This window comes from Saccharothrix sp. NBAS 001, assembly GCF_056640475.1.
Genome location: NZ_CM153251.1, coordinates 4833927 through 4855829 on the forward strand (window position 1 = coordinate 4833927; position 21903 = coordinate 4855829).

Sequence of the window (21903 nt, forward strand, 5' to 3'; positions counted from 1 at the left end):
GCGCGCCTAGCGCTTCACCAGCTCCGCCACGCGGTCCAGCGGCAGCCCGGGCGACCGCCGGCCCTCGCGGCCGATCATGTCGCGGCCCGCCACCAACGCGTTGAGCACGGCCTCCTCCGTCGCGTACACCACGGCCGCGAAGAAGTCGTCCATCCGGCTCCACGGGATGTTGCGCACCTGGTCGTAGCCCAACTCCCCCTCGGAGAACGCGGAGGGCGTCATCGACTCGCCGTTGCCCGTCGAGAACGCCAGGAAGATGTCACCGGAGAAGTGCGACCCCGTCGTCCCGGTCCGGGCCAGGCCCAGCGGCACCCGGCGGGCCAGCGCCGCGCACTGGCCGGGCAGCAGCGGCGCGTCGGTGGCGACCACGACGATCACCGATCCCGCGCCGGGCGGGTTCTTCCAGTCGCCGTCCTCGATCGGGTTGTCGTCGGTCAGCGCCTCCCCGACCGGCACGCCGGCCACCGTCAGCTCGCGCCGACCGCCGAAGTTGGCCTGGAGGAACACGCCGACCGTGTAGGTGTCGCGCTCGTACCGGACCACGCGCGAGGACGTGCCGTTGCCGCCCTTGAAGGCGTAGCAGTTCATGCCCGTCCCGCCGCCGAGCGAACCCTCGGCCACCGCGCCGCCCCGGGCGTCCTCGATCGCCGCCACCGCGTGCTCGGCCCGCACGTGCGGCCCGTTGATGTCGTTGAGGTAGCCGTCCCAGGTCTCGGCCACGACCGGCAGCAGCCACTGGGCGGCCACCTCCGGGTGCTCGCGGGCCACCCAGTCGATCACGCCCCGGTGGCACGGGCCGACCGCGTGCGTGTTCGTGATCAGCACCGGCATCCGCAGCTGCCCGGCCTCGCTGAGCATGGCCGTGCCGGTCATCTCGCCGTTGCCGTTCAACGAGTACCAGCCCGCCGTGCACGGCACGTTGATCCCCGCCCGGCCGCGCGGCAGGACGGCCGTGACGCCCGTGCGCACCGCGTCGCCTTCGATCAGCGTGGTGTAGCCGACCTCCACGCCGGGCACGTCGGTGATCGCGTTGAGCGGTCCGGTGTCGCCGAGCAGTCGGATTCCGAGGTCACGTGCGCGCATTCACGCCTCCAGTTGGCATCGGGTGGTGTCGGCCGCGTACGCGAGCAGGATCGCCTCGGCCTGGGGGACGGTGAACGTGGGCACGGCCTGCGTGATGTGCAGGCCCAGCCCGTCTTCCAGGGACACCAGGGCGCGCGCGATGGTCGTCGCGTCCCTGGTCAGGTCGAACACCCCGGTGGCGGAGCCCGCCTCCAGGATGGACGTGTAGAGCGCGACCTGCCGTTCGCACAGCCGGATGTGCTGCGCCGCGTAGGCCGCGTCGCGCCGGGCGTACGCGCCGAGTTCGTAGATCAACTGGCACAGCTCGTCGTCCTGGCCGGTGGGCAGGCCCGCGCGGATGGTCACGACCAGGCGGCGGCGCGGGTCGGGTTCGCGCCGGGCGGCCTCCTCGCGGTCCACGCAGAACCGCTCGATCGCCTCCCGCTGCACCTCGTAGAGCAGGTCGGCCAAGGTCGGGAAGTAGTACAGCACCGACCCGGTGGACATGGCGGCCCGGTCGGCGACGTCGCGCAACCTCAGGTCGAACAGCCCCCGGTCGAGGAGGGCCTGGCGCGCGGCGGCGACCAGCTCACCGCGCTTCTCGTGGGCCCGGCTGGGTCTCGGCATGCCCCGATTCTTCGGGTGATCATCGAAGAACGCAAGCCCGGCCCACAGAGACCCAGTTGTAGCCGGGTTTGCTATTGACTCCGGGCGTTGACGGTTCTTTGATGACCAGTCAAAGAACTGGGCCCGAGGAGACCGCCATGCCGGATCCGTCGTCGTCACCCGCACCGTCACCGTCCGACCAACGCTCGACACCGGCCCTGCGCCGGGGCTTGAAGGTGCTCGGCACCCTGCTGATCACGCTGTCCGCCATCTCGCCCGCGTCCTCGGTCTTCATCATCGCGCCGGGCGTGGTGGCGCAGGCGGGCAGCGGCGCGTTCTGGAGCTTCGCGCTCGCCGCCGTCGTGGGCGTGTTCATGGCGTTCGTGTACGCCGAACTCGCCTCCGCCTACCCGCTCAGCGGCGGCGAGTACGCGATCGTCGGGCGGACCCTGGGCAAACTGCCCGGATTCGTCACGCTCGGCCTGCTCATGGTCACCCAGCTGCTGATCATCGCGGTCATCGCGCTGGGCGTCGGCACCTACCTGGAGGTGCTGATCCCGGGGCTGCCCGGACCGCTGGTGGCGGCCGTGACCACGGCGGGCGCGACCGTGCTGGCGGTGTTCGACGTGAAGCTCAACGCCTGGATCACCGGGGTCTTCCTGGTGATCGAGATGATCGCGCTGGTCGTGGTCAGCGCGCTGGGCCTGTTCGACCCGGCCCGCCCGCTGGGCGAGCTGCTGACCAACCCCGTCGCCGCGTCCGACGGCGTGGTCGGGCCGGCCTCGATCGGCCTGATCTCCGCCGCGGCGGCCGTGGCGATCTTCTCCTACAACGGCTACGGCTCGGCGGTGTACTTCGGCGAGGAGACCTCCAACGCCCACCGCGGCATCGCCCGCGCCATCCTGTGGGCGCTGGCGATCACGGTGGCGTCCGAACTCGTCCCGGTCACCGCCGTGCTGATGGGCGCGCCGTCGCTGGAGGACCTGTTCGCCGCCGAGAACATGATGAGCTACTTCGTCACCGCCCAGGCGGGGTCCACGGTGAACACGGTCATCAGCCTCGCGATCGCGCTGGCCATCCTCAACGCCGTGCTGGCGATCATCCTGATCACCTCCCGGATGGTGTTCAGCACCGGCCGCGACTCGGCGTGGCCGGGCAACATCAGCCGCAACCTCGCCGCCATCCACCCGCGCACCGGCACGCCGTGGATCGCCACCCTGGTCACCGGCGCGTTCGCCACCGTGCTGTGCTTCGTGGACAAGGACTTCCTGCTCGTCGTCACGGCCACGTCGATCGTGGCGGTGTACGCGGCGCTGTGCCTGGCCGTCCTCAACGGACGGCGCAACCGGTCCACCGCGCACGCCGCGTACCGGATGCCGCTGTTCCCGGTGGCGCCCGTGCTGGCGTTGGTGGCGCTGGCGTACGTGGTGTGGCAGAACGCGATGGACCCGGTGATCGGCCGGCCGAGCCTGATCATCACCGCGGGCATCGCCGTCGTGTCGGCGCTGTACTACCTGCTGGTGCTGCGGCGTCGTGGCGCGTGGGAACTCCAGGGCCCGGACGACGAGACCTGAGCCGAGGCGGGCGCCGCCCCGCGCCGGACGGTGGTCGGCCCGGCGGGTCGACCACCCAGCAGCGCGGCGGCGTGCTCCCGGAACGCCGCCGTGGCCGGGTGGGTCGGCGTCCGGGGCCACACCAGGTGCACGGGCACCGGGCCCGCGTCGGCCAGCGGCAGGTAGCGGATGCCGGGGTGCGGGTGGCTGTGGCCGGTCGCCTCGGTGGTCACGCCCACCGCGTCGCCGGTCGCGATCGTGGTCACCCACTCGTCCGCGCCCGGCACCTCGAACGTGTCCGGGCGCAGGCCCTCCGGCCACAGGTCCGCGCTCGTCGTGGCGGCCGTGGAGCACAACGCCACCGGCCGGTCGGCCAGGTCCGCCAGCCACACGGCGTCGCGCAGCGCCAACGGGTCGTGCTCGGGCACGGCCGCGATGCGCGGCTCGCGGTACAAGGTGCGCACGACCAGGTTCGGGTCGTTCGGCGTGGTGCGCATGAACGCCACGTCGACGTCTCCGCGCCGCAGCGACACCTCCGGGTCGTCGCAGCGGCGCACCTGCACGGCGGTGTGCGGGTCGTGGTCGCGCCAGCCGCGCAGCAGCGGCACGGTGTGCCGGCCCAGCGCCGCCCACCCGAACCCGACGCGCAGCGGGCGCGGACCCGTCGACGCCTCGCTCAGGGCGTCATCCACCTGGGTGAGAATGCGGTGCGCGTGCTCCCACAGCCGCTGTCCGGCCTCGGTCAGCGCGAGCCGCCGGGTGGTGCGCTCCACCAGACGGGTGCCCAGCCGCTGCTCAAGCTGCTCCAGGGTGCGGGACAAGGCAGGCTGGCTGATCCGCAGCGCGATGGCGGCGTCGGTGATGGTCCCCTCGTCGCCGATCGCGGCCAGCGCGCGCAGGTGGCGCAGCTCCACGTTCATAACCGTGGAGCATAAATCGTGCGTGGGAAGCATTTCCCCCACCCCCGCGACCGCACCTAACGTCGACCGCATGAAGATTCTGCTCATCGGGGCATCGGGCACGCTCGGCACGGCCGTCCACCAGGCGCTCGTCGGACGCGGCCACGAAGTCCTCACCGCCAACCGCGCCTCCGGGGACCTGCGCGTCGACATCACCGACCCGGACCGGATCGCCGAGCTGTACCAGCGGGCCGGGCGGGTCGACGCGGTGGTCAGCGCGGCGGGCTCGGTGCCGTTCAAGCCCTTCGCCGAACTCACCGCCGACGACTACCGCGCGGGCTTCGAGGGCAAGGTGCTCAGCCAGGTGGAACTCGTCCGCCAGGGCGTGTCGAAGATCGCCGAGAAGGGGTCGTTCACCCTGATCACGGGCGTGCTGGCACGTGAGCCGATCGTCACCGGCAGCGCGGCGTCGCTGGTCAACGGGGCGCTGGAGTCGTTCGTGCGGGCCGCCGCGATCGAGATCGCGCCGCAGCGGGTGAACGCGGTCAGCCCGACCGTGTTCACCGAGAGCCTCGACGCCTACGAACCGTTCTTCCCGGGGATGCCGCCGGTCGACGTCGCCGACGCGGCGCGGGCGTACGTGCGGTCCGTCGAGGGCGGGCTCACCGGGCAGGTCTTCATCCCCTAGGACCGTCCAGGATGGACACCACCCGGGCTCCCGCGCGGGTGGTGTCCGCCGCGTCCGGCGTGCGCGCGGTGACCGTGCGGAACAGGTCCGACGGCACCCGGCACTGCTCGATCAACGCCCCCGCGTCCACCCCTTCCGACGCCAGCAGCTCCACCGCGCGCGACAGCAGCGACGGCTGTTCCATCACCGTGACCAGGCCGGGTTCGCTGCGCCGCCAACCCCGCGCGGAGATGGTCGTCATGGCGTTGCGGTAGGAGACGTCGCCGAGCCGGCCCAGCCAGCGCGCCCGGTACAGCAGCGCCTGGATGCTCACGCCCCACTGCTCCTTCAGCCGCGCCAGCGTCGGCCACACCGCGCCGCCCATCGACGCGGGCAGCAGGTCGCGGATCCGGTCGGCCGGCATCAGCAGCTCCGCGGCGAACCGGTGCGCCTGGTCCTCCACGCCCCGGCCGCCGGGCTCGGCGTCGCCGTGCATCACCAGGTGGCCCAGCTCGTGCGCCACGTCGAACCGCTGCCGGTAGTAGTCGCGCTTGACCGGGTTGAGCACCACCACCGGCCGCAGCCGGCTGTCGAACGAGTACGCGTCCACCGACGCCGCCCGCGGCGGGCTGAACACGACCAGCACGCCGTGGTGCTCCAGCAGCCGGACCAGGTGCCCGGCCGGCCCCGACCCCATCCCCCACCGCTCGCGGACCAGCCGGGCGGCCCGCTCGGGGCCGTCGTCCGGGTCGTCGGCGGCGACCGGCAGGCACGGCACGTCCGGCTCCGGGAACTCCACGTGCCGCTCCAGGCTGCTCGCCACGTCCACGGCCACCTGGCCGTAGGCGAACGCCTGGTCACGGGCGAGCTGGCTGGTCGAGCGCAGCGACCGGAAGTGCGGGGTGGCGCTCAGCGCGGCCACGTCGTCGGCGCGCACCGCGAAGAACCCCGGATCGACGGCCAGGCTCAACGCCAGCTGCGCCACCGTCGCCGCGGTGGGCCGTTTCGCGCCCGACTCCCACGCCGCCACGGCGGTCGGGCTCTTGTCCACCCGGCCCGCGAGGTCGCTCTTGCGCAGACCGGCCAGCTTGCGGGCGAGCGTGAGCCGGGATCCGTCGAACAGCGGGGCGACGTCCGCCGCCCGCGCGGGAGTGCGAGAGTTCACCGCTCACCGCTGGCGAGACCGTCCCGGCCGCGCAGGCGCACCGGGGCGTCCGCAGCGGTGCCGGACTCGGGCCCGGACGCCGGGTCGGTGACGGGAGGCGGCGTCGCGGCGGCCTCGCGGCCGACCGCCGGCGCGCCCAGCACGTCGACCCGCCACGCCCACGCCGGGCCGCCGCCCGCGTTGAGCCGGGCGCGGCCCAGGATCAGCTCGGACCGGCGGCTGACCGGGTCGAGGCTGTGCGCGACCACGTACGTGTCGAGGTCGAGGACCTGCGAGGTGAGCGCGAACAGGCCACCGACCTCCTCCTCCGCCCCGAACAGCGACGGTTGCGCCGGGTGCGTCTCGCGTTGCAGCGCCACCCGCTGCTTGGTGCTGCTGCGCCGGGCCCACGCCAGCTCGCCCAGCTTGCCGAACTCGCCCGCGGCGAGCAGGAAGCGGCGGTGGCCGACCGCCCAGCCGGGGCTGTTGTTCAGGTTCGAGCGGTGCACCGCGCCCGGCGCGACCCGGGGCATCGAGTCGATGTCCTTGCCGGACAGCCGGGCGTACAGCTCGTCCAGGCCCGAGTCGGCGTCCGGCGCGGCGTAGCGCTCGCAGTGGAAGACGCGGTCGAGCCGGTTGCGGAACAGGGTGAAGCGGGTGTTGCCCAGCCACGCCGCGTCGTGGCCGTCGGCCTCGGAGAAGTCCTCCAGCGCCCGCGTCGTCGCCGAGTTGTAGGCCCAGCGCAGGCCGTCCAGCACGCCCGCCGAGCCGAACTCCGCGAGGACTTCCTGCTGTTCCGTCATGCGTCCAAACTACCCCGCAACCAGCAGATCGTGCGTGAAACTGAACCGGCGTGTCGCGGGTGTTCCCACAGGGCATCCGCTGGGCGTGTCAACGCGCGCACTCCCAGATGACGGTCGCGGAGAACACGGTGCCGAAGGCGAAGACCTCCTTGCACTGCGTCTCCGGGTCGGCGAACCCGCCGTCCACCGCCTTTCGACGGACGTCCGCCCGCGCGTAGATCCAGGCGAACCCGAAACTGCTGTCGCCGTACCCCTGGTAACGCCCGGTCTCCTGGTTCTCGCGATACCCGCCGGGGTCCGGGGCCGCCGACGCCACCGCACCACCCGACACCATCGCCACGACCACCGCGACCACCGACAACGTCCGCGCGCATAAGCCCATCCCCCGACGCTACGAGCGCGCGCCCGGCCACACGACACCCCAACGGCCCGCACCCGTTGCTCCGCTCGGGCGGCGCTACCGACCGGCGGACCCCCACTCGAAGCCGGCCAACGCCCGGTCCACCGCGGCGAACGCCGAATCGACCACGGCGACCTGGTCGCGCCCCACCTCGTCCACGGACTCGCCGGCCAGCACCCGCCGCATCGCGGTGGTGAAGATCGTGCTGTGCGCCGCCGACACCAGCCCGGCGGCGAGTTCGGCCTCGAACGGCGGCGCGCCCCCGTCGCGCAGCAGGCCCGCCACGGCCGCGACGAACTCCTCCCGCTGCTCCAGCAGCCGCGTCCGCAGCGCAGGCGTCTCCTCGACTACCCGCCAGAACACCGTGCTGTTCTCGACCACGCCCGACATCGGGTTCCGCTCGACCAGCCACCGCCGGTGCAGCGCGCGCAACGCCCCGGCGACCGTCGTGCCCGGCTCCCGGTCCCGCACCGCCGCGACGACGTCGTCGACGACCTCCGCCGACCGGTCCAGGAAGAGGTCTTCCTTGCGCGAGAAGTAGTTGAAGACGGTCATCTTCGCGACCCCGGCCGCCTCCGCGACCTCGGCGACGGTCACCTGGTCGAACCCCCGGGCCACGAACAAGGCCGTGGCGATGTCGGAGATGCGCCGCCGGGTCTGCCGCTTCTTGAGCTCACGAAGTCCGGTCACCCCCGAAAGTGTACTCGACACAAACTTGTACCGAGTCTAAGGTCATCACCAGAACCCAAAACTCACACCCCGGGGGAAGAGATGGATTTCGACGTGGCCGTGGTCGGCGCGGGCCCGACCGGCCTGATGCTCGCCGGCGAGCTGGCGCTGCACGGCGCGAGCGTGGTGGTGCTGGACCGGCTGGCCGAGCCCGACCGGACGATCAAGGCGGGCGCGATCAACGCCGCGTCCCTGGAGGCGCTGCGCCGCCGCGGCCTGCTGCCCGAGGTGCTGGCGTTACAGGACGCCATGCTGACGCAGATGGCCTCGCTGCGCGTGCCGCCCGGCGAGGCCCCGCCCGACCTCGCCACCATGCGCCAGGGGATGCGCACGGTCGGCGGCCACTTCGGCGGCCTGTTCAAGCTCGACCCGAGCCGGCTGGACCCGGCCGACCCCGACGCGGCGGCCACCGACGGCGGCACGATCGCGCCGGTCGCCCAGGTCGACCTGGAACGCGTCCTGGCCCGGCACGCCGAGCGCCTGGGCGCGGAGGTCCGTCGCGGCGTGGAGGTCGCGTCGTTCGAGCAGGACGAGTCCGGCGTGACCGTGCGGGCGGCCGGCGGTGTGCTGCGCGCGCGTTACCTGGTGGGCTGCGACGGCGGCCGGAGCACGGTGCGCAAGCTCACCGGCTTCGACTTCCCCGGCACCGACCCCACCATCACCGGCCACCAGGCCCTGGCCGAGATCGACCACCCGGAGCGCCTGCCCACCGGCTGGAACCGCACCGGGGTGGGCATGCTCGTCCACGGCCCACAACCGGGCCGCCTGCTGCTCGTCCAGTTCGACGGCCCACCCGCCGAACGCGACACCCCGGTCACCCCGGCGGAGATCGAGGCGAGCCTGCGCCGGGTGAGCGGGGCGGACGTCTCCATCACCGCCGTCCACAGCGCGACCAGGTTCACCGACAACGCCCGCCAGGCGACGACGTACCGCAGCGGTCGCGTGCTCCTGGCCGGCGACGCGGCCCACATCCACTCCCCGTTCGGCGGCCAGGGCCTCAACCTGGGCCTGGGCGACGCCGTGAACCTGGGCTGGAAGCTCGCCGCCGTGGCCCACTCCCACGCCCCCGACTCCCTGCTGGACACCTACACGGCCGAACGCCACCCGATCGGCGCCCGAGTCCTCCAGATCACCCGCGCCCAAGTAGCCCTCATGCGTCCCGACGCCCACACAACCGCCCTCCGCGAAGTCATGTCGGACCTGATCGACACCGAGGACGGCAACGCCCACTTCGTCAAGATGATCGGCGGCCTGGACCACCACTACGACCTGCCAGGCGACCACCCGGCAGTAGGCCGCCCGATGCCCCTGCTCCCCTTGTCGGACGGCACCACCACAGCCGACCACTTCCACCAGGGCGGCCCGGTCCTGTTCGACTTCGCCGACTCCCCAGACCTCCGCACCACCACAGCCAACCGAGCCCACGTAGTCACCACCAAAGCCGACACCCCCTGACAGCCCTCCTCGTCCGCCCAGACGGCTTCGTAGCCTGGGCAACCACCACCCCCACCCACACCAGCCTGGAGCAAGCCCTGACCACCTGGTGCCACCCGCACACCGCCCTCAATCACACCTGACTCACGCCTCCCTCCCTCCCTCCCTCCCTCCCACCCGCCCAGCCGCCCAGCCGGGACTGTCAATCGCGCGGCTCTGGCCCGAAGTCGGTGGTGACATGGGGTAACCATTCCCGATAATGATCTTGTGGTGGATGTCGATTTCCTTGTGGGGACGGTGTTTCCGGACTGTCGGCGCTGGTCGTCCAGGACGTGGCGGAGGACGGCGGCATGGTGGTGGTGGTCGCGGCCCGCACCCGGGACGTAGCCGTGTCGTGTTCGGTGTGCGGGACCGCGACGACGAAGGTGCGCGGGTACCACCACCGGACGGTGACCGACGTCCCGGTCGACGGCCGCCAGGTCGTCGCCTGCCTACGCTCTCGGCGGTTGGTCTGCCAGGTTTGGAGTTGCCCGCAGCAGACCTTCCGAGAACAGGTCCCCGGCCTGGTGGAGCGCCAGCAGCGCCGCACGGTGCGGCTTGTTCGACAGACATCCCAAGTGACACGGCAACCATGTGGCCGGGCATCCGCTCGCCTGGCCGGCCTGTTGGCCGTGCCGGTGTCCCGCAGCACCGCGTTGCGCCGTCTACGGAGCCTGCCGCTGCCACAGCCACCGGTCCCGACGGTAATCGGCGTGGACGACTTTGCCCTGCGCCACCGCCACCGCCACCGCCACCGCCACGATCGTCATCGACGCCGAGACCGGTCGACGCGTCGAGGTCCTGCCCGGCTGCGACGCGGCCACCCTGGAGACCTGGTTACGCGAGCATCCCGGTGTCGAGGTCGTGTGCCGGGACGGTTCGGCCACCTACGCCGAGGCCGTCCGCCGCGCCGTGCCCGACGCGGTGCAAGTCAGCGACCGGTGGCGCCTATGGAGCAATATCCGCGACAAGGTGTTGCTCGAAGGTTCGCGCGCACGTCGGGTGTCGGGCCACCGTCAACCCGCCCCGACCCGGCGGAGTTCACGAGCAGACCATCCGCGAGCGTTGGAACAGGGTCCACGATCTGCCCGGTCGGGGTGTCGGCCTGCCCGATTGCCCACGGCGTCCCGGCGTGGCCCTGAACACGGTCAAACGCCACGCCCGCATGCCCGAACCCCACGCCCTGCGCATCGCCCCCACCTACCGCCCGACCCTCGTCGACCCCTACCGCGAGCGCGCCAGCCAGGTGACGGGTGCCGTGGCGAGAGCGGTGTGCGGTCGGGTCTGGCGCGGCCTTGTTTGAGGTAGCGGACCCGGAGGTTGGCGCTGGCGCGGTAGCCCAGGGCGCGGATCTCGGCGAGCAGGTGGGCGAGCGGGACGTCGGCTCTCTGCTTGAGACGTCGGCGTAGGTGCTCGCGGTAGGGGGCGACCCGAGTGCGGCGGCAGGGTGGAGGACGCCGCAACTGCTCGGAGGAGGCAGCGCGGGCGTGGCGTTTCACCGTGTTGAGCGACACTTCGAGGCGTCGTGCGCATTCCAGCAGCCCGACGCCTCGGGCGAGCAGGTCATGGGCTTCGGCGTGACCCTGCACGGTCCGCCCCTGCAGGGTCCTGGTGCGCTGCGCGGGTTCGGCGTACCAACATCGGCTGTGAGCGGCCACGGCTTTCTCCGCCGCTGCGGCTGGGTTGTCCCAGATGTGCCGTCGATCGCCGATCTGGATCGCGTCCGGTGCACCTGGGCAGATGGCCTCGGGGTAGGTGGCCGATCCGTCCCGGCAGACCATGATCACGCCGGGATGCTCGCGCGGCCAGGCGGTCAGGGTGTGCGCCCTGCGGTCGGGCAGCACGTCGATCGGCACGGTCGCGTAGCGGTGACCGAGCCACAGCGCGACGTCGTCGACACCGAGCACCGCCACCGCCCCGACCGGCGGTTCGGGCAGGGCGTGCACCAGCCGCAACCGCGTGCTGCGGCTCGCCGGCAGCTGGAGGTCGGCGGCCAGGCGTCCTCCCGCCCTCTCCGCCAATACCAATCCGATGCGCTCCAAAGCCTTCTGGGACAACAATGTGCGACGGGCGTGTCCGACTGTCAGACCGTCGACCCACTCGGCGAACGTCCCCACCGGACAGTCACCAACGTCGCAGAAGAATCGACGCACCTGTAATCGCAGCACCACCGGGCTACCGGTCACCGCAACGTCGTCCGGCTTCCGGTCGTGGCGACTGTGCACCCGGTTCGACGGCCCACCGCAGGACGGGCGGCAGGCGGTCCTCGCCCGCGCGCACGCCCAGATCCGCACACCTATGGAGGTCCGCTCGACCCGCTCGACCGTCACACCGGCAAGGTGCGACAGCAGAACGTCCAACCAATCGTCATCACACCCCGACCATGATCACAGGAGTTGGTTCGGGCGCTTGTTTCTGGTTGACACCTCGTGTGCGTGGCCCGGTCTTGGTGTCGGCGCGTCCTCCCGGGTACTGGCGACCTGGAAGCTCCGCCGGTCGGTCCGTGTCGATTCGGGCTGGCAACGGACGGCACGGCTCATGAGGGCTGCCCGTGACGCCGGATCGCTATCTCGATCTCGCCAGTGCCGCTCACGGCGGCTCTGGCCTCGGCGCGGGCTGGACGTTGATCGCCGTTCGGGAGGTGTCAGGTGCGGAACGACGCTTCCCAAGGCAGGGCTGGGCCGAGAACGAGGTGCAACGGCCGGGATCAGGGGATGATCGACCGATCTTCGTCGTCCAACGCGATGAACTCGTCACCGTGCCGGAGCCACCACACGCCGCCGTTGCGATCGAGGACGGTGGCTTTGGTGAGGCCCCTGGGCAGTGCCGGCTCGATCAGGTCCCCGTCGGGCACGGCGATCAGGCGCTGACGTCCCTTCCACTCTCCCGACTTGAAGACGGGCGTCAACAGCAGGTGGGTGCCGTCCGTGGTGAATCGGCCGTTGATCCCGTGCTTGCCTGGACGGTGCTTCCAACCGTCCTGTTGGAACACCCGCGTGCCGACCCGGCCGTCCCGGATCTCCGCGCAGGTGAAGAAATCCGAGCCGTAGCCGTTGATCGAACCCAGGTCCGAACCCTCCGAGATCACGTACGTCCGGCCGGCCCGCCGGAGCGTCGCGGTCACCGAGACGGCGGCATCGGCATCCTCACCCGGATCCTCGTCCAGAACGTCGCCAAAGCCATCACCGAAGTACTCGGCCAAGTCGAAGCCGCCGCCCGCCGAGCCGCCGCGCAGGCCACTTCCCGGACCGCCCCCGCTGCCCGCCCGGCTGTCCGCATCGCCGCCCGCACCGCTGCCCGCGCTGCCATCCGCACCGCTTCCCACGCTGTCGTCTACGCCGCCGCCCACGTCGCCGGCCAGTCCGCCGTGGGGGCCGTCGTGAGTGCTGTCGTGGGGGCCGTCGTCCGGGTCACCGTCACCGTCAGGGCCGAAGCCGAAGCGGTCTGCGGGGAAGTCGGTTGGGGTGGGGGTCCACACGGAGTGCCACGTCACGGCGTCGTCGGCGGGGTTCAGGGAAAGGCGGGCGGTGTGGCGAAGTTCCTGGATCAGCACTCCGTGCGACAGCACCACGTCCCACTCCGCCGCGTCGCTCACCGCCGAGCCGCCGAACAGGCGGGGTGTCGGGGTCAGCTCGGCCAGCACCTCCACGCCGGTCACGGGCAGCTCGCGCCGCTCTCCCGGCCCGGTGTGCCGGAACGCCCGCTCCGGCTCGGGCAGCACCACGCACCCTCCCCCAGGGTGCGCCAGCAGCGTCGGGCGGTGCTTCGGCCAGCCGTCCATCGGCACGTAGTCGAGCCGGTCGACCCGCACGCCCTCGGGGCCGCACCACGCCAGCACCATCTCGAACGCGTCCCCGGCCGGCCGCTCGCCCAGCAGCACCAGAGACCCCTCGGCCAGCGCGGAGTGGCCGAGCACGAACAGTCCTTCAACGGTGTGGCGTCGCACCCCAGGAGCATAGATCGACAGTCCGACAGTCCCGGGTTGCACTTAGTCGTATACGCCTATATCGTCGTCGCGTGCCCTTGGACGCCACCCGGAACAGCCTGGTCCTGCCGCTGCTCGGCCTCCTCGTCGAACAGCCCGCACACGCCTACGACCTCACCACCCGCCTGCGCGAGCGCTACCACCTCCCGGTCACCCGCAGCACCGTCACCACCCTGCTGAAATCCCTGGAGCGCAACGGATTCCTCACCGCCCGAAGCCCCGAGCAGGTCGGCAACCGGCCGCCGCGCACCGCCTACGAACTCACCGCCGCCGGCCTCGCGGACTTCCGCGCCAAGGTCGAGTCCGGCCTGACCGGCACACCGGCCGCGTCGGTCGACTTCACCCTGGCCGTCGCCTACGCGGCGATCCTCGACGCCGACCACGCCGCCACCCTCCTGGAACGCCGCGCCACCCGGCTCGACACCGAACTGGACGCCCTGCGCCAACCCGAGGGCGTGCGGGAGGCGCACATGCTCGAAGCCGCCTACTGGCACTCGATCGTCACCACCGAGATCGCCTGGATCCGGGCCACCGCACACCGGATCCGCAGCGGCGACCTGGACTGGCCCGACCACCGTCCGGAAAGGACGCACGCGTGAAGTTCGGCATCTACCCCGGCGGGCGCGCGGGGACCACCTGCTCGCGTCCCGCCGACCCGGCGGCGATCCGCGACCTGGTCGACCGGCTCGCCGGCGGCCGGCCGTTCGTGGTCCGCGAGTACGTGCACTTCTTCGGCGAACCTGCCCGGCCGGAACTCGCCGCGAGCCTCGGCGCCCAGCACGGCCTCGACCGCCTGACCATGCCCGACGAGTGGTACCTCGACGACGGCCGGGAGCTGGACCTCGTGGTCAGCCACCTCCCCGCGACGGCCGACCTGCCCGGGTGGCTGCGCTTCCTCGACGCCGTGCTCGACCGGTACGGGCACCTGACGCGCTTCCTCCAGGTCACGCTCGAACCGAACTTCCCGATCCCGCTGATCGACGGCAGCTCGCCCGGCGTGCTCGACGCGCTGGTCCACGGCATCCCACACGCCAAGTCGGCCGTGGACCGACGTGGGCTCGACACCCGGATCGGGTTCTCGGTGGCCGAGCCGGCCGAGTGGCTGGGCGGTGACGACGCGTTCTGGGCGCACCTGGGCTCGGTCCCGCCCGAGGACTTCGCGGCGCACGTGGACTACGTCGGCCTCGGCCTCTACCCGGACGCCTTCTCCCCCGTGGCTCCGCGCGGCACGCCCGGCGACGTCGAATCGCTCACCGAGCACGCGCTGCGCCACCTGCGCGAGCACTCGCTGCCCCGCGCCCACCTCGGGCCCGGCACGCCGATCCACGTCGCCGAGAACGGCTCCCCCAGCGGCGCGCCGCGTGACGGGGCCGCGCAGCGCGAATCGCTGACCGACATGATCGGCGCGGTCCTCGGCCTCCAGGAGGCGCTGAACATCGCCCAGTACGAGCTGTTCAGCCTGCGTGACGCGGACAGCGGCTCACCGGAACTGCTCGGCTCGCTCGGTCTGGTCACCGACACCTACGAGCCCAAGCCCGCCTTCGCCACCTACCGGGACCTCGTCCGCGCCGCCGGCGCGTGACGACCTGCGCCCGGCGGCGCACCCGACGACGTCCCGCGACCGGTCAGCGGCGTGACCCGCGTCCGGTCGCGGGGCGGGCCGGGGCACGACGAGTGGTCGCGGGATCGACCGCGGTGGCGATCAGGTCCTCGGGCGCGGACAGCCGCCACGCCTCGAACACCAGCTCGGCCAGTTCGTCGGCGTCCACGCCGGCCAGCTGGACCACGACCCAGCCGAAGCCGCCGGCGGTGAACTGCTCCTCGAACACGTCCGGCCGCTCGGCGACCAGCGCCTGCTGCTCGGACAACGTCTGCTTCAACCCCACGGTCTGCGTGCGCGGCCAGTAGTAGCCGAACCTCTTCCCGCGCACGCCGAACGAGCTGTACGACCCGCCCTCGGCGCGCTGCACCTCGGCGAGCGCGCCTACCAGACCGAAGAACACTTCACTGCCCACTGCCACTGGAATCCCCCGGAAAGTTCCGCAGCCGCGAGTATATGTACGCATGTGCGGCCACGTGCACGTCACATAGGCTGCCGCCATGATCAGGGCGCGCAGGTGGGCTCCCCTCGTGGTGGGGCTCGTGCTGGTGTTGAGCGGGTGCAGCGTGCAGCTGGTCGGGACGCCCGTGGCGGTGCCGAACCCCACGCTGCCCACCACCGCGAAACCGCAGACGCGGGTCACCGCCGTGAGCCTGCTCGGCGACCTGCCCACGTTCGACCCGTGCAGCCTGCTCGACGTCGCGGACCTCAAGTCCTACGGCACCGCCGTCCTCGAAGCCCCGGTGTCGCTGGACTACTGCCTGGCCACGCTGACCACCGCCGGCGGCGCGAAGCTGGACGTGGAGATCGGCAGCCTCGACCAGCTCGCCTCGCAGAGCGAGTTCGAGGCGGAGTACCGCGCCTACCGGGGCGGGCTGCGGATCGCCTACCGGACCGCCGACTCGACCCAGTGCGTGCGCCGGCTGGTGTTCGACGACCTGGTCACCCTCAACGTCGCGGTGAGCAACTACGGCGACGGCAAGGCGACGTCGACCGAGCTGTGCAACCCGGCGGACGCCCTGGCCACCGCCGCCGCCGACCGCGTGCTGGACAAGGACGTCAAGCACCGCACCTTCAAGCCGAAGTCGATCGGCAAGCTCGACCCGTGCTCGGTGGTGGGCAAGGAGACGCTGGCCCGGGTGCCCCGGCTCGGCGCGGCGAAGGTGCACGCCTACCCGGCGGGCCACCAGTGCCGGTGGAGCCCCGACGGCTCGACCACCCCGCCCAGGGTGCGCGTGACGTTCGGCATGGGCGAGCCGACCAAGCCGGACGGCCGCACCCGGACCACCGAGGACGTCGCCGGCCGGGCCACCGTCATCAGCAAGACCAGCGCGGCGTCGCTGGCCCTCTGCTCGGCCGAGACCACCCACATCCCGGCCGACAACGGGGTGAGCGAACTCGCGTTCGTGACGGTCAGCATGTCCCAGGGCACCGAGATCGACGAGGCGTGCGCCGCCGCGAAGACGGTCGCCGCCGACGTGTGGGCGCGGCTGCCCAAATAGATCTCCGCACAATTCGGCGACGGGTGTCCCTCGAAAGGAAACCTCGGTCACGGAACGAAGTGCCGCGCCGGCCCGTCGTAGCCGGATTGAGGGACGCGGCGAGCCATTCGGGCAGTCGGGCTTGCCCGGCGGATCCCGGTGGCGCAATCGTGGCCCATGGAATTCGCCGCGCTGGACGTGTTGCGTGATGGTTTGCCGGACAATTCCGGGCCACGCCGGAAAGTCGTCGTGGTCGGCGCCGGGATGGCCGGCCTGACCACCGCCCTGCTGCTCAAGGAAGCCGGTCACGAAGTGGTCGTGCTGGAGGGCCAGAACCGGCTGGGCGGGCGGATCCTGACCCACCGCGGGTTCGCCGGCGACATGTACGGCGAGTTCGGCGCGATGCGGTTCCCGGAACAGCACCCGCTGGTCCAGCACCTGATCAAGGACCGGTTCGGGCTGGCCACCAGGCCGTTCCCGATGTACGACGAGGACACCTTCATCTACCTCCAGGGCAAAGGCGTGCGGCGCAAGGACTTCCGCGCCGACTCGTTCTCGTTCGACCTGACCCCGGCCGAGGCGGACAAACCGCCGCACGAACTGCTCCGGCACACCGTGCAGCCGCTGGTGGACATCATGGAGAACGAAGAACCGGACAAAGCGTGGCACCGGCTGCTCGACGACTACGACAAGTACACGCTGCTCGGCTACCTGAAAGAACGCGGACTCGGCGATGGCGCGCTGTCCATGCTCGGCCCGCTGTTCAACCTCGAAGGCCGTTACCACTTCTCCCTGGTCGAGTGGTTCTCGCATTACTACGAAGACGTCTTCGGGCACCTCGTCTACATCGAGCAGGGCGCGGATTCGCTGCCGCGCGCGTTCGAGCCGCACCTGATGGACGACATCCGGCTGGGCGCGCAGGTGCACGCGATCGACCAGGACGACACCGGCGTGCGGGTGCACTTCCGGGCGGGCCGCCGCTCCCAGGTGGTGACGGCGGACGAGTGCGTCGTCACGGTGCCGTTCGCGAGCCTGCGGCACATGGAGATCAGCGGCCTCGACCCGGACAAGTGGTACGCGATCCGCAACACCTACTACGGGCGCGCCCACAAGCTGTTCATGCAGTTCTCCGAGCGGTGGTGGGAGACCTCGTACGGGATCACGCACGGCCTGACCGTCACCGACCTGGCCATCCGCAACATCGTCTACCCGCCCGCCGGGCAGGACACCCGCTACAAGCGCGGCGTGATGATCGCGTCGTACTGCTGGGAGCAGGACTCCATGCCGTACACGCCGCTGGCCGGCGAGGAGAGCGTCGCGCAGGCGCTGGAAGACCTGGTCAAGATCCACCCGGAGGCTCGGGACACCTTCGAGTTCGGCGTCTACAAGGACTGGGCGCTGGACTGGTTCGCGTGCGGCATCGGCCCGCTGTTCCGGGCGTTCGAGATGAGCGAGACCTTCTACGACGACGTGATCCGGCCGGTGGGCCGGGTGTGGTTCGCCAACGACGCGTGCGACCGCCGGCACCGGCGGTGGGCGGAGGGCGCGCTCAAGGCGGCGGTCAAGAACGCCTTCGCGATCCACGAGGGCGTCCGGAACGAGATGCCCTGGAAGGACTGATCGGCGCGGCGACCGTTTCACCGGGCCTGTGGCCGGCTACCCTGCGGGGACGCGCGGAGGGAGGCGGTGTGGGTCACGGTCGAACGGTCGCCGCGCCGGTCAGGCGCCAGGGCAGGCGGTGGTGGGCGGCTGCCGGGTTCCTCGCGGCCGTGGTCGTGGTCGCGCTGGTCGGCTCGCTGGCCGTGACCGGCGCGCAAACCCGGTACGACGCCCTGGTCAAACCTTCGTGGGCACCGCCGGCGTGGCTGTTCGGCCCGGTGTGGTCGGTGCTGTACCTGATGATCGCGGTCAGCGGTTGGCTGGTGTGGCGGCACATCGGGTTCACCCTGCCGCTGTGGGTCTACACGGCGCAGCTGGTGTTGAACGCGCTGTGGACGCCGCTGTTCTTCGGAGCCGGGAGCTTCGCGGCGGCGTGCGCGGACATCGTCGCCCTGCTGGTGCTGATCTCGGTCAACATCGGCCTGTTCCGGCGGATCTCGGGCGCGGCGGCGCTGCTGCTCGTGCCGTACTGGGCGTGGGTCGCGTTCGCCACCGCGCTGACGTTCGCGCTGTGGCGCGCCAACCCCTGACTACCAACCCCCTGACTGCCAACCTCTGACTCAGGCGGACCGCGATTCCACGCCGTCCTCCTCGACGCCGACCCCAGGCTCCTCTTCGGCGTCCACGTCGGACTCCGGGGCGGGCAGCAGCGCGGTCCGGATCTCGACGTGGCGGGACAGGAAAGCCCGCTCGTCCAGCCGTTTGCGCCGCAGCCAGCCGGTGACCTCGGCGTTGCACTTGCCGGCGTTGCAGGACCGGCAGGCGGGGACGACGTTGTCGACCGTGTAGCGGCCACCACGGGAAATGGGCAGCACGCAGTCGCGCTGCAACGCCTGATCGGTCGCACCGCAGTACGCGCACCCGCCCCAGGCTTCCTTGAGCGCCCTCCACTGGGCGTCGGTCAGGTCGTGCTCGACGCTGTCCATCCGACGCTTGCGCTTGCGGGCGGCACGTGCGCTCCGACTGCGGTTGACCGCCATCTGACCAGCGTACTGAACACTCTGCGCCACCAACGCGCGACGCACCGGCAACACCCGCATCGCCCGGTGCGGCGGCGAGCCGCACGAGAATGCCGCGCAGGAGTCGACGGGCGACTCCTGCGCGGCTTTCGGTGATGCGGCATTCGGTGATGCGGACTTCGGTGATCGGGATCCGAGCGGGATCTCAGCCGTTCTCGGCGAGCACGGCCGAACCCCGGGTCACGGCGGCGAAGGCGTTGACCACGCCGTGCCCGTAGAACCCGTTGAAGTTCAGGTCGCCCTCGCAGGTCGCGTTGTACTCCGCCGGGAGTCCGAGGTGCTCGTAGGACACCGTGCGGGGTACGGGGCAGGCGACCTTGTCCGCCGTGGTCTTGAGCACCCGCTCCACCGACGCCGGCGACATGGTGAGGGTGCCGGGTCGGGCCGGGTCCGGCTTGCCGTACTGGCTGACGGTCAGCGCGGCGGTCGCGCTCGCGTGCGGCGCGGCCATCGACGTGCCGTCCAGGTAGCGGTAGTACGCGCACTTGGTGGCCAGGCAGTGCTTCACCATGTGGTTCTGATCGCCCAGCGGGGTGATGTCGCCGTTGGCGTCGATGAAGCCCTGGGCCAGGGACGAGCTGCGCGAGTAGGTGGACAGCACCCGGTTCTCCCGCGTCTCGTACCAGGGCGTGCCCCAGTAGTCCTTCAGGAACCCGCCCGGCGCGGACAGGTCGATCTGCTCCACCCCGTAGTCGGAGCGGTTGGACTTCGCCTGCGAGGGCCCGAGCGCGGAGACGCCGAGCACGTGCCCGCTCTCGGTGGGCACCTTGGTGCACGTCGCGTTGTCGATCGGCCTCGGGTACTCGCCGCCCGGCGGGAACGCGGGGCTGGTGGTGTCGGTGCGCGGCTTGCCGAGGTCGTCGTGGTTGTTGCCCAAGGAGCTGATCAGCGTGACGCCCTTGCCGTGCGCGTAGTCCAGTGCGCGCTGGAAAGCCGCGACGATCGTGCGCTGCTCGATCTGGTGCTCCGCGGTGTCGTTCGGGCTCGCGGCGCAGTTGTACCGCCAGGGGTCCACGAAGAACGACATGTTGATCACGTCGAGCCCGATGTCCGCGCCGTAGGTCAACGCGTCGAGGACCGGTTGCAGGAAGGCGTAGCCGCTGTCCTGGGTGGCGCGCAGGCTCACCAGCGTGATGTTCGGCGCGACGCCCGCCGTGCCGAACCCGTTGTGCGCGGCGGCGATGATGCCCGCCACGTGGGTGCCGTGGCCGTCGTCGTCGACGTCCGGCGGGTCGACGCAGTTCGCGACCTCGCACGGTCCGTCGACGCTGGGCACGTCCCGGGTGAAGTTGCGGGAGAGCGTCCGGTTCAGCCGCCCGGCCAGGTCCGGGTGGCTGCCGTCGATGCCGCTGTCCAGCACGCCCACGTGCACCCTCGGGTCACCGAGCTGCTTGTCCCGGGCCAGGTCGGCGCGCACCATCAGGAAGCCCCACTGCTTGTCCTCCAGCGGTTCCCCGGTCGTGACGACCTGCTGCGCGGGTGGCGCGGTGGTCGCCGCCGGGGTCTGCTCGACGGCCCCGGGCTGCGCGGTCTCCTCGACGGTGAAGTCGCGGGCCGCGCCGAACACGGCGTCGGAAGCCGACACCTGCTGGATGAACCCGACCTTCGGCGCTTTTGCGGTCAACGTGCCCGCAGCGGCGTTCTCCTTGAGGACGACACCGCCTGCGGATTGGATCGCGGCAATGGCGGCGGCCCGGCTCGCCCCGGTTTCGATGAGCACGGTGTAACCGCTCAACGGCGTCACCGCCTCGGCCGCTCCTGCTCCCGATAAGAGCAGCGGTACCACCAGCATCGCGGTTGCCAGTCTGTTCCTACGCATGAAATCCCCCTTGGTCGTCGTGCACGGGTCGGCACCGGTCGGAATCCGGACCGAGCGTCGTTCAGCTCACAGCGGCGTCGATGAACGTCCTCCCCCGTCGATCGGCCGGCGATCTCCCGGCGACAGCGGTGGTCCAAGGGATGTTCTAGCGCCCGGAGGTTGTTCAAGCCCGACTACCAGGACCTGAACAACAACCCCTGGACAACGCGGCCCGGCCGATCGGACGACCTGGCTGGTCCGTCCGGTGCTGCGACAGGCCCGGTCGCCGACCGGCGCGCCCGGCGGCGCACCTCGCCCCGGCGCCCATTTCCGGACCTCTTCCGAAATTGGTCTGGTGGCCACCGCGCGCGGATGCCCGAATCGGCAACAGCACTCGGCGGAAAAACGCTCGCAGTCGCCGGAGGCCGCGCCCGAGAGGCGTAAGTCCCCTTACCGCGTTGAGTAGATCGGGTGCGCCCGGTGAGCGGAGAGACGACCCGGGCCGGCGGCGATACGCTCGTCCGGGCGTCGAATTCGACGTCTCGCGGGCTGGGGAATCCGGTTGGGTGCGGGGCGTTTCGCGCATTCGGCCGCCCCGCATCGAAAGGCGTGTAGCCGTGACTGTATTGCGGAAGATTGCGGCCGGGGCGTGCGCGGTGCTGGCCGTGGCGGGGGTGTCGGTGGCCGGTGCGCCGGCCGCGAGCGCCGGCGGCAGCGGAGCGAACCGCTGCGTGCGCGTGTCCGTCGACTACACCCGCACGGGCCCGGTCAGCTGGTTCGTGAACTCGGCCACCGTGGCCAACAACTGCAACCTGACCTGGGGGCACTTCCAGCTCACCGGCCCGACCTTCAACCACAGCAACGGGGATGCGCCGGTGGCCACCGGTTTCACCATCACCCTCAACGAGAACTGGGGCGGCACGGCCCCGTCCGTGTGCGGCACGGCGTGGTTCAAGGTCACGCCCTCGTTCTGGGCCGAATCCGGATACGCGTGCGTGACGCTCGTCTGAGCTGAACTGACGTGG

At 71.4% G+C, this 21903-nt stretch carries 22 protein-coding genes and 1 pseudogene; 11 read left to right on the plus strand and 12 right to left on the minus strand.

Features of this window, described 5'->3' with window-relative positions; genetic code table 11:
• Positions 1-6: 6 nt before the first annotated feature.
• Both AC0HI0_RS19780 and AC0HI0_RS19785 read right to left on the minus strand, forming a co-directional pair.
• A complete protein-coding gene (locus AC0HI0_RS19780) occupies positions 7-1083 on the minus strand; it encodes a DmpA family aminopeptidase (protein WP_480933849.1) in 1077 nt (358 codons plus the stop codon).
• Positions 1084-1689, minus strand: coding sequence for a TetR/AcrR family transcriptional regulator (locus tag AC0HI0_RS19785; RefSeq protein ID WP_480933850.1), 606 nt, complete (start codon positions 1687-1689; stop codon positions 1084-1086).
• Between the two features lie 137 nt (positions 1690-1826).
• Here AC0HI0_RS19785 and AC0HI0_RS19790 point away from each other — a divergent pair, with 137 nt between their 5' ends.
• Positions 1827-3242, plus strand: coding sequence for an APC family permease (locus AC0HI0_RS19790; RefSeq protein WP_480933851.1), 1416 nt, complete (start codon positions 1827-1829; stop codon positions 3240-3242).
• Here AC0HI0_RS19790 and AC0HI0_RS19795 read toward each other — a convergent pair.
• Entirely contained in the window at positions 3179-4141 is a 963-nt protein-coding gene (locus AC0HI0_RS19795) for a LysR family transcriptional regulator (RefSeq protein WP_480933852.1), read from the minus strand. The genes AC0HI0_RS19790 and AC0HI0_RS19795 overlap by 64 nt on opposite strands.
• A 70-nt stretch (positions 4142-4211) precedes the next feature.
• On the opposite strand from AC0HI0_RS19795, the gene AC0HI0_RS19800 reads away from it, so the two are divergent.
• A complete protein-coding gene (locus tag AC0HI0_RS19800; RefSeq protein WP_480933853.1) occupies positions 4212-4808 on the plus strand; it encodes a short chain dehydrogenase in 597 nt (198 codons plus the stop codon).
• Here AC0HI0_RS19800 and AC0HI0_RS19805 read toward each other — a convergent pair.
• The 4 genes from AC0HI0_RS19805 to AC0HI0_RS19820 form a co-directional block, all read right to left on the minus strand.
• The gene (locus AC0HI0_RS19805; protein ID WP_480933854.1) at positions 4798-5952 is read right to left on the minus strand and encodes a helix-turn-helix domain-containing protein; all 1155 of its coding nucleotides are present in this window, start codon (positions 5950-5952) and stop codon (positions 4798-4800) included. The two genes, AC0HI0_RS19800 and AC0HI0_RS19805, sit on opposite strands and share 11 nt — an antisense overlap.
• Positions 5949-6734, minus strand: coding sequence for a hypothetical protein (locus AC0HI0_RS19810; protein ID WP_480933855.1), 786 nt, complete (start codon positions 6732-6734; stop codon positions 5949-5951). The genes AC0HI0_RS19805 and AC0HI0_RS19810 overlap by 4 nt, the downstream gene beginning before the upstream one ends.
• An 88-nt stretch (positions 6735-6822) precedes the next feature.
• Positions 6823-7116 carry a hypothetical protein gene (locus AC0HI0_RS19815; RefSeq protein ID WP_480933856.1) on the minus strand — a complete coding sequence of 98 codons (294 nt, stop codon included), beginning with the start codon at positions 7114-7116 and terminating at the stop codon, positions 6823-6825.
• A gap of 75 nt (positions 7117-7191) precedes the next feature.
• Complete coding sequence (locus AC0HI0_RS19820; RefSeq protein ID WP_480933857.1) at positions 7192-7824, minus strand: TetR/AcrR family transcriptional regulator; 633 nt, start codon at positions 7822-7824, stop codon at positions 7192-7194.
• An 81-nt stretch (positions 7825-7905) separates the two neighbouring features.
• Here AC0HI0_RS19820 and AC0HI0_RS19825 point away from each other — a divergent pair, with 81 nt between their 5' ends.
• The 3 genes and pseudogenes from AC0HI0_RS19825 to AC0HI0_RS19835 all read left to right on the plus strand — a co-directional run.
• Positions 7906-9318: an FAD-dependent oxidoreductase gene (locus AC0HI0_RS19825; RefSeq protein WP_480933858.1), complete on the plus strand. Its 1413-nt coding sequence runs from the start codon at positions 7906-7908 to the stop codon at positions 9316-9318.
• Complete coding sequence (locus AC0HI0_RS19830; RefSeq protein WP_480934341.1) at positions 9315-9440, plus strand: aromatic-ring hydroxylase C-terminal domain-containing protein; 126 nt, start codon at positions 9315-9317, stop codon at positions 9438-9440. The genes AC0HI0_RS19825 and AC0HI0_RS19830 overlap by 4 nt, the downstream gene beginning before the upstream one ends.
• A 165-nt stretch (positions 9441-9605) precedes the next feature.
• Positions 9606-10570, plus strand: a pseudogene (locus tag AC0HI0_RS19835) (ISL3 family transposase); the annotation flags it as partial.
• Here the strand turns inward: AC0HI0_RS19835 and AC0HI0_RS19840 are convergent.
• Positions 10485-11666 carry a transposase family protein gene (locus AC0HI0_RS19840; protein WP_480934342.1) on the minus strand — a complete coding sequence of 394 codons (1182 nt, stop codon included), beginning with the start codon at positions 11664-11666 and terminating at the stop codon, positions 10485-10487. The pseudogene AC0HI0_RS19835 and the gene AC0HI0_RS19840 overlap by 86 nt on opposite strands.
• 377 nt (positions 11667-12043) lie before the next feature.
• On the minus strand, positions 12044-13282 hold the full coding sequence (locus AC0HI0_RS19845; protein WP_480933859.1) for a hypothetical protein: 1239 nt from the start codon (positions 13280-13282) through the stop codon (positions 12044-12046).
• A gap of 71 nt (positions 13283-13353) precedes the next feature.
• On the opposite strand from AC0HI0_RS19845, the gene AC0HI0_RS19850 reads away from it, so the two are divergent.
• Positions 13354-13920 (plus strand): PadR family transcriptional regulator, encoded by a 567-nt coding sequence (locus AC0HI0_RS19850; protein ID WP_480933860.1) that lies wholly within the window; start codon positions 13354-13356, stop codon positions 13918-13920.
• Positions 13917-14903 carry a hypothetical protein gene (locus AC0HI0_RS19855; RefSeq protein ID WP_480933861.1) on the plus strand — a complete coding sequence of 329 codons (987 nt, stop codon included), beginning with the start codon at positions 13917-13919 and terminating at the stop codon, positions 14901-14903. Before AC0HI0_RS19850 ends, AC0HI0_RS19855 begins: the two co-directional genes overlap by 4 nt.
• A gap of 43 nt (positions 14904-14946) precedes the next feature.
• On the opposite strand, the gene AC0HI0_RS19860 is transcribed toward AC0HI0_RS19855, so the two are convergent.
• Complete coding sequence (locus tag AC0HI0_RS19860; protein WP_480933862.1) at positions 14947-15342, minus strand: MmcQ/YjbR family DNA-binding protein; 396 nt, start codon at positions 15340-15342, stop codon at positions 14947-14949.
• A 79-nt stretch (positions 15343-15421) separates the two neighbouring features.
• Here AC0HI0_RS19860 and AC0HI0_RS19865 point away from each other — a divergent pair, with 79 nt between their 5' ends.
• The 3 genes from AC0HI0_RS19865 to AC0HI0_RS19875 all read left to right on the plus strand — a co-directional run bounded on the left by AC0HI0_RS19865 (position 15422) and on the right by AC0HI0_RS19875 (position 18591).
• Positions 15422-16423, plus strand: a complete 1002-nt coding sequence (locus tag AC0HI0_RS19865; protein WP_480933863.1) for a hypothetical protein — start codon at positions 15422-15424, stop codon at positions 16421-16423.
• A gap of 156 nt (positions 16424-16579) precedes the next feature.
• Positions 16580-18022: a flavin monoamine oxidase family protein gene (locus AC0HI0_RS19870; RefSeq protein WP_480933864.1), complete on the plus strand. Its 1443-nt coding sequence runs from the start codon at positions 16580-16582 to the stop codon at positions 18020-18022.
• 68 nt (positions 18023-18090) lie between these two features.
• Complete coding sequence (locus tag AC0HI0_RS19875; protein ID WP_480933865.1) at positions 18091-18591, plus strand: TspO/MBR family protein; 501 nt, start codon at positions 18091-18093, stop codon at positions 18589-18591.
• 30 nt (positions 18592-18621) lie between these two features.
• Here the strand turns inward: AC0HI0_RS19875 and AC0HI0_RS19880 are convergent, their stop codons facing one another.
• Positions 18622-19041: an HNH endonuclease gene (locus tag AC0HI0_RS19880; protein WP_480933866.1), complete on the minus strand. Its 420-nt coding sequence runs from the start codon at positions 19039-19041 to the stop codon at positions 18622-18624.
• Between the two features lie 184 nt (positions 19042-19225).
• On the minus strand, positions 19226-20899 hold the full coding sequence (locus AC0HI0_RS19885; RefSeq protein WP_480933867.1) for a S8 family peptidase: 1674 nt from the start codon (positions 20897-20899) through the stop codon (positions 19226-19228).
• A 596-nt stretch (positions 20900-21495) separates the two neighbouring features.
• Here AC0HI0_RS19885 and AC0HI0_RS19890 point away from each other — a divergent pair.
• A complete protein-coding gene (locus AC0HI0_RS19890; RefSeq protein ID WP_480933868.1) occupies positions 21496-21888 on the plus strand; it encodes a hypothetical protein in 393 nt (130 codons plus the stop codon).
• Positions 21889-21903 lie beyond the last annotated feature (15 nt).

What these genes read in the sequence shown, in the direction of transcription:
- AC0HI0_RS19800 (WP_480933853.1), top strand. Translation starts at nt 4,212, where the DNA reads ATGAAGATTCTGCTCATCGGGGCATCGGGCACGCTCGGCACGGCCGTC.
- AC0HI0_RS19880 (WP_480933866.1), bottom strand. Translation starts at nt 19,041, where the DNA reads ATGGCGGTCAACCGCAGTCGGAGCGCACGTGCCGCCCGCAAGCGCAAG.
- AC0HI0_RS19825 (WP_480933858.1), top strand. Translation starts at nt 7,906, where the DNA reads ATGGATTTCGACGTGGCCGTGGTCGGCGCGGGCCCGACCGGCCTGATG.
- AC0HI0_RS19780 (WP_480933849.1), bottom strand. Translation starts at nt 1,083, where the DNA reads ATGCGCGCACGTGACCTCGGAATCCGACTGCTCGGCGACACCGGACCG.
- AC0HI0_RS19885 (WP_480933867.1), bottom strand. Translation starts at nt 20,899, where the DNA reads ATGCGTAGGAACAGACTGGCAACCGCGATGCTGGTGGTACCGCTGCTC.
- AC0HI0_RS19810 (WP_480933855.1), bottom strand. Translation starts at nt 6,734, where the DNA reads ATGACGGAACAGCAGGAAGTCCTCGCGGAGTTCGGCTCGGCGGGCGTG.
- AC0HI0_RS19795 (WP_480933852.1), bottom strand. Translation starts at nt 4,141, where the DNA reads ATGAACGTGGAGCTGCGCCACCTGCGCGCGCTGGCCGCGATCGGCGAC.
- AC0HI0_RS19865 (WP_480933863.1), top strand. Translation starts at nt 15,422, where the DNA reads ATGATCAGGGCGCGCAGGTGGGCTCCCCTCGTGGTGGGGCTCGTGCTG.
- AC0HI0_RS19790 (WP_480933851.1), top strand. Translation starts at nt 1,827, where the DNA reads ATGCCGGATCCGTCGTCGTCACCCGCACCGTCACCGTCCGACCAACGC.
- AC0HI0_RS19870 (WP_480933864.1), top strand. Translation starts at nt 16,580, where the DNA reads ATGGAATTCGCCGCGCTGGACGTGTTGCGTGATGGTTTGCCGGACAAT.
- AC0HI0_RS19815 (WP_480933856.1), bottom strand. Translation starts at nt 7,116, where the DNA reads ATGGGCTTATGCGCGCGGACGTTGTCGGTGGTCGCGGTGGTCGTGGCG.
- AC0HI0_RS19785 (WP_480933850.1), bottom strand. Translation starts at nt 1,689, where the DNA reads ATGCCGAGACCCAGCCGGGCCCACGAGAAGCGCGGTGAGCTGGTCGCC.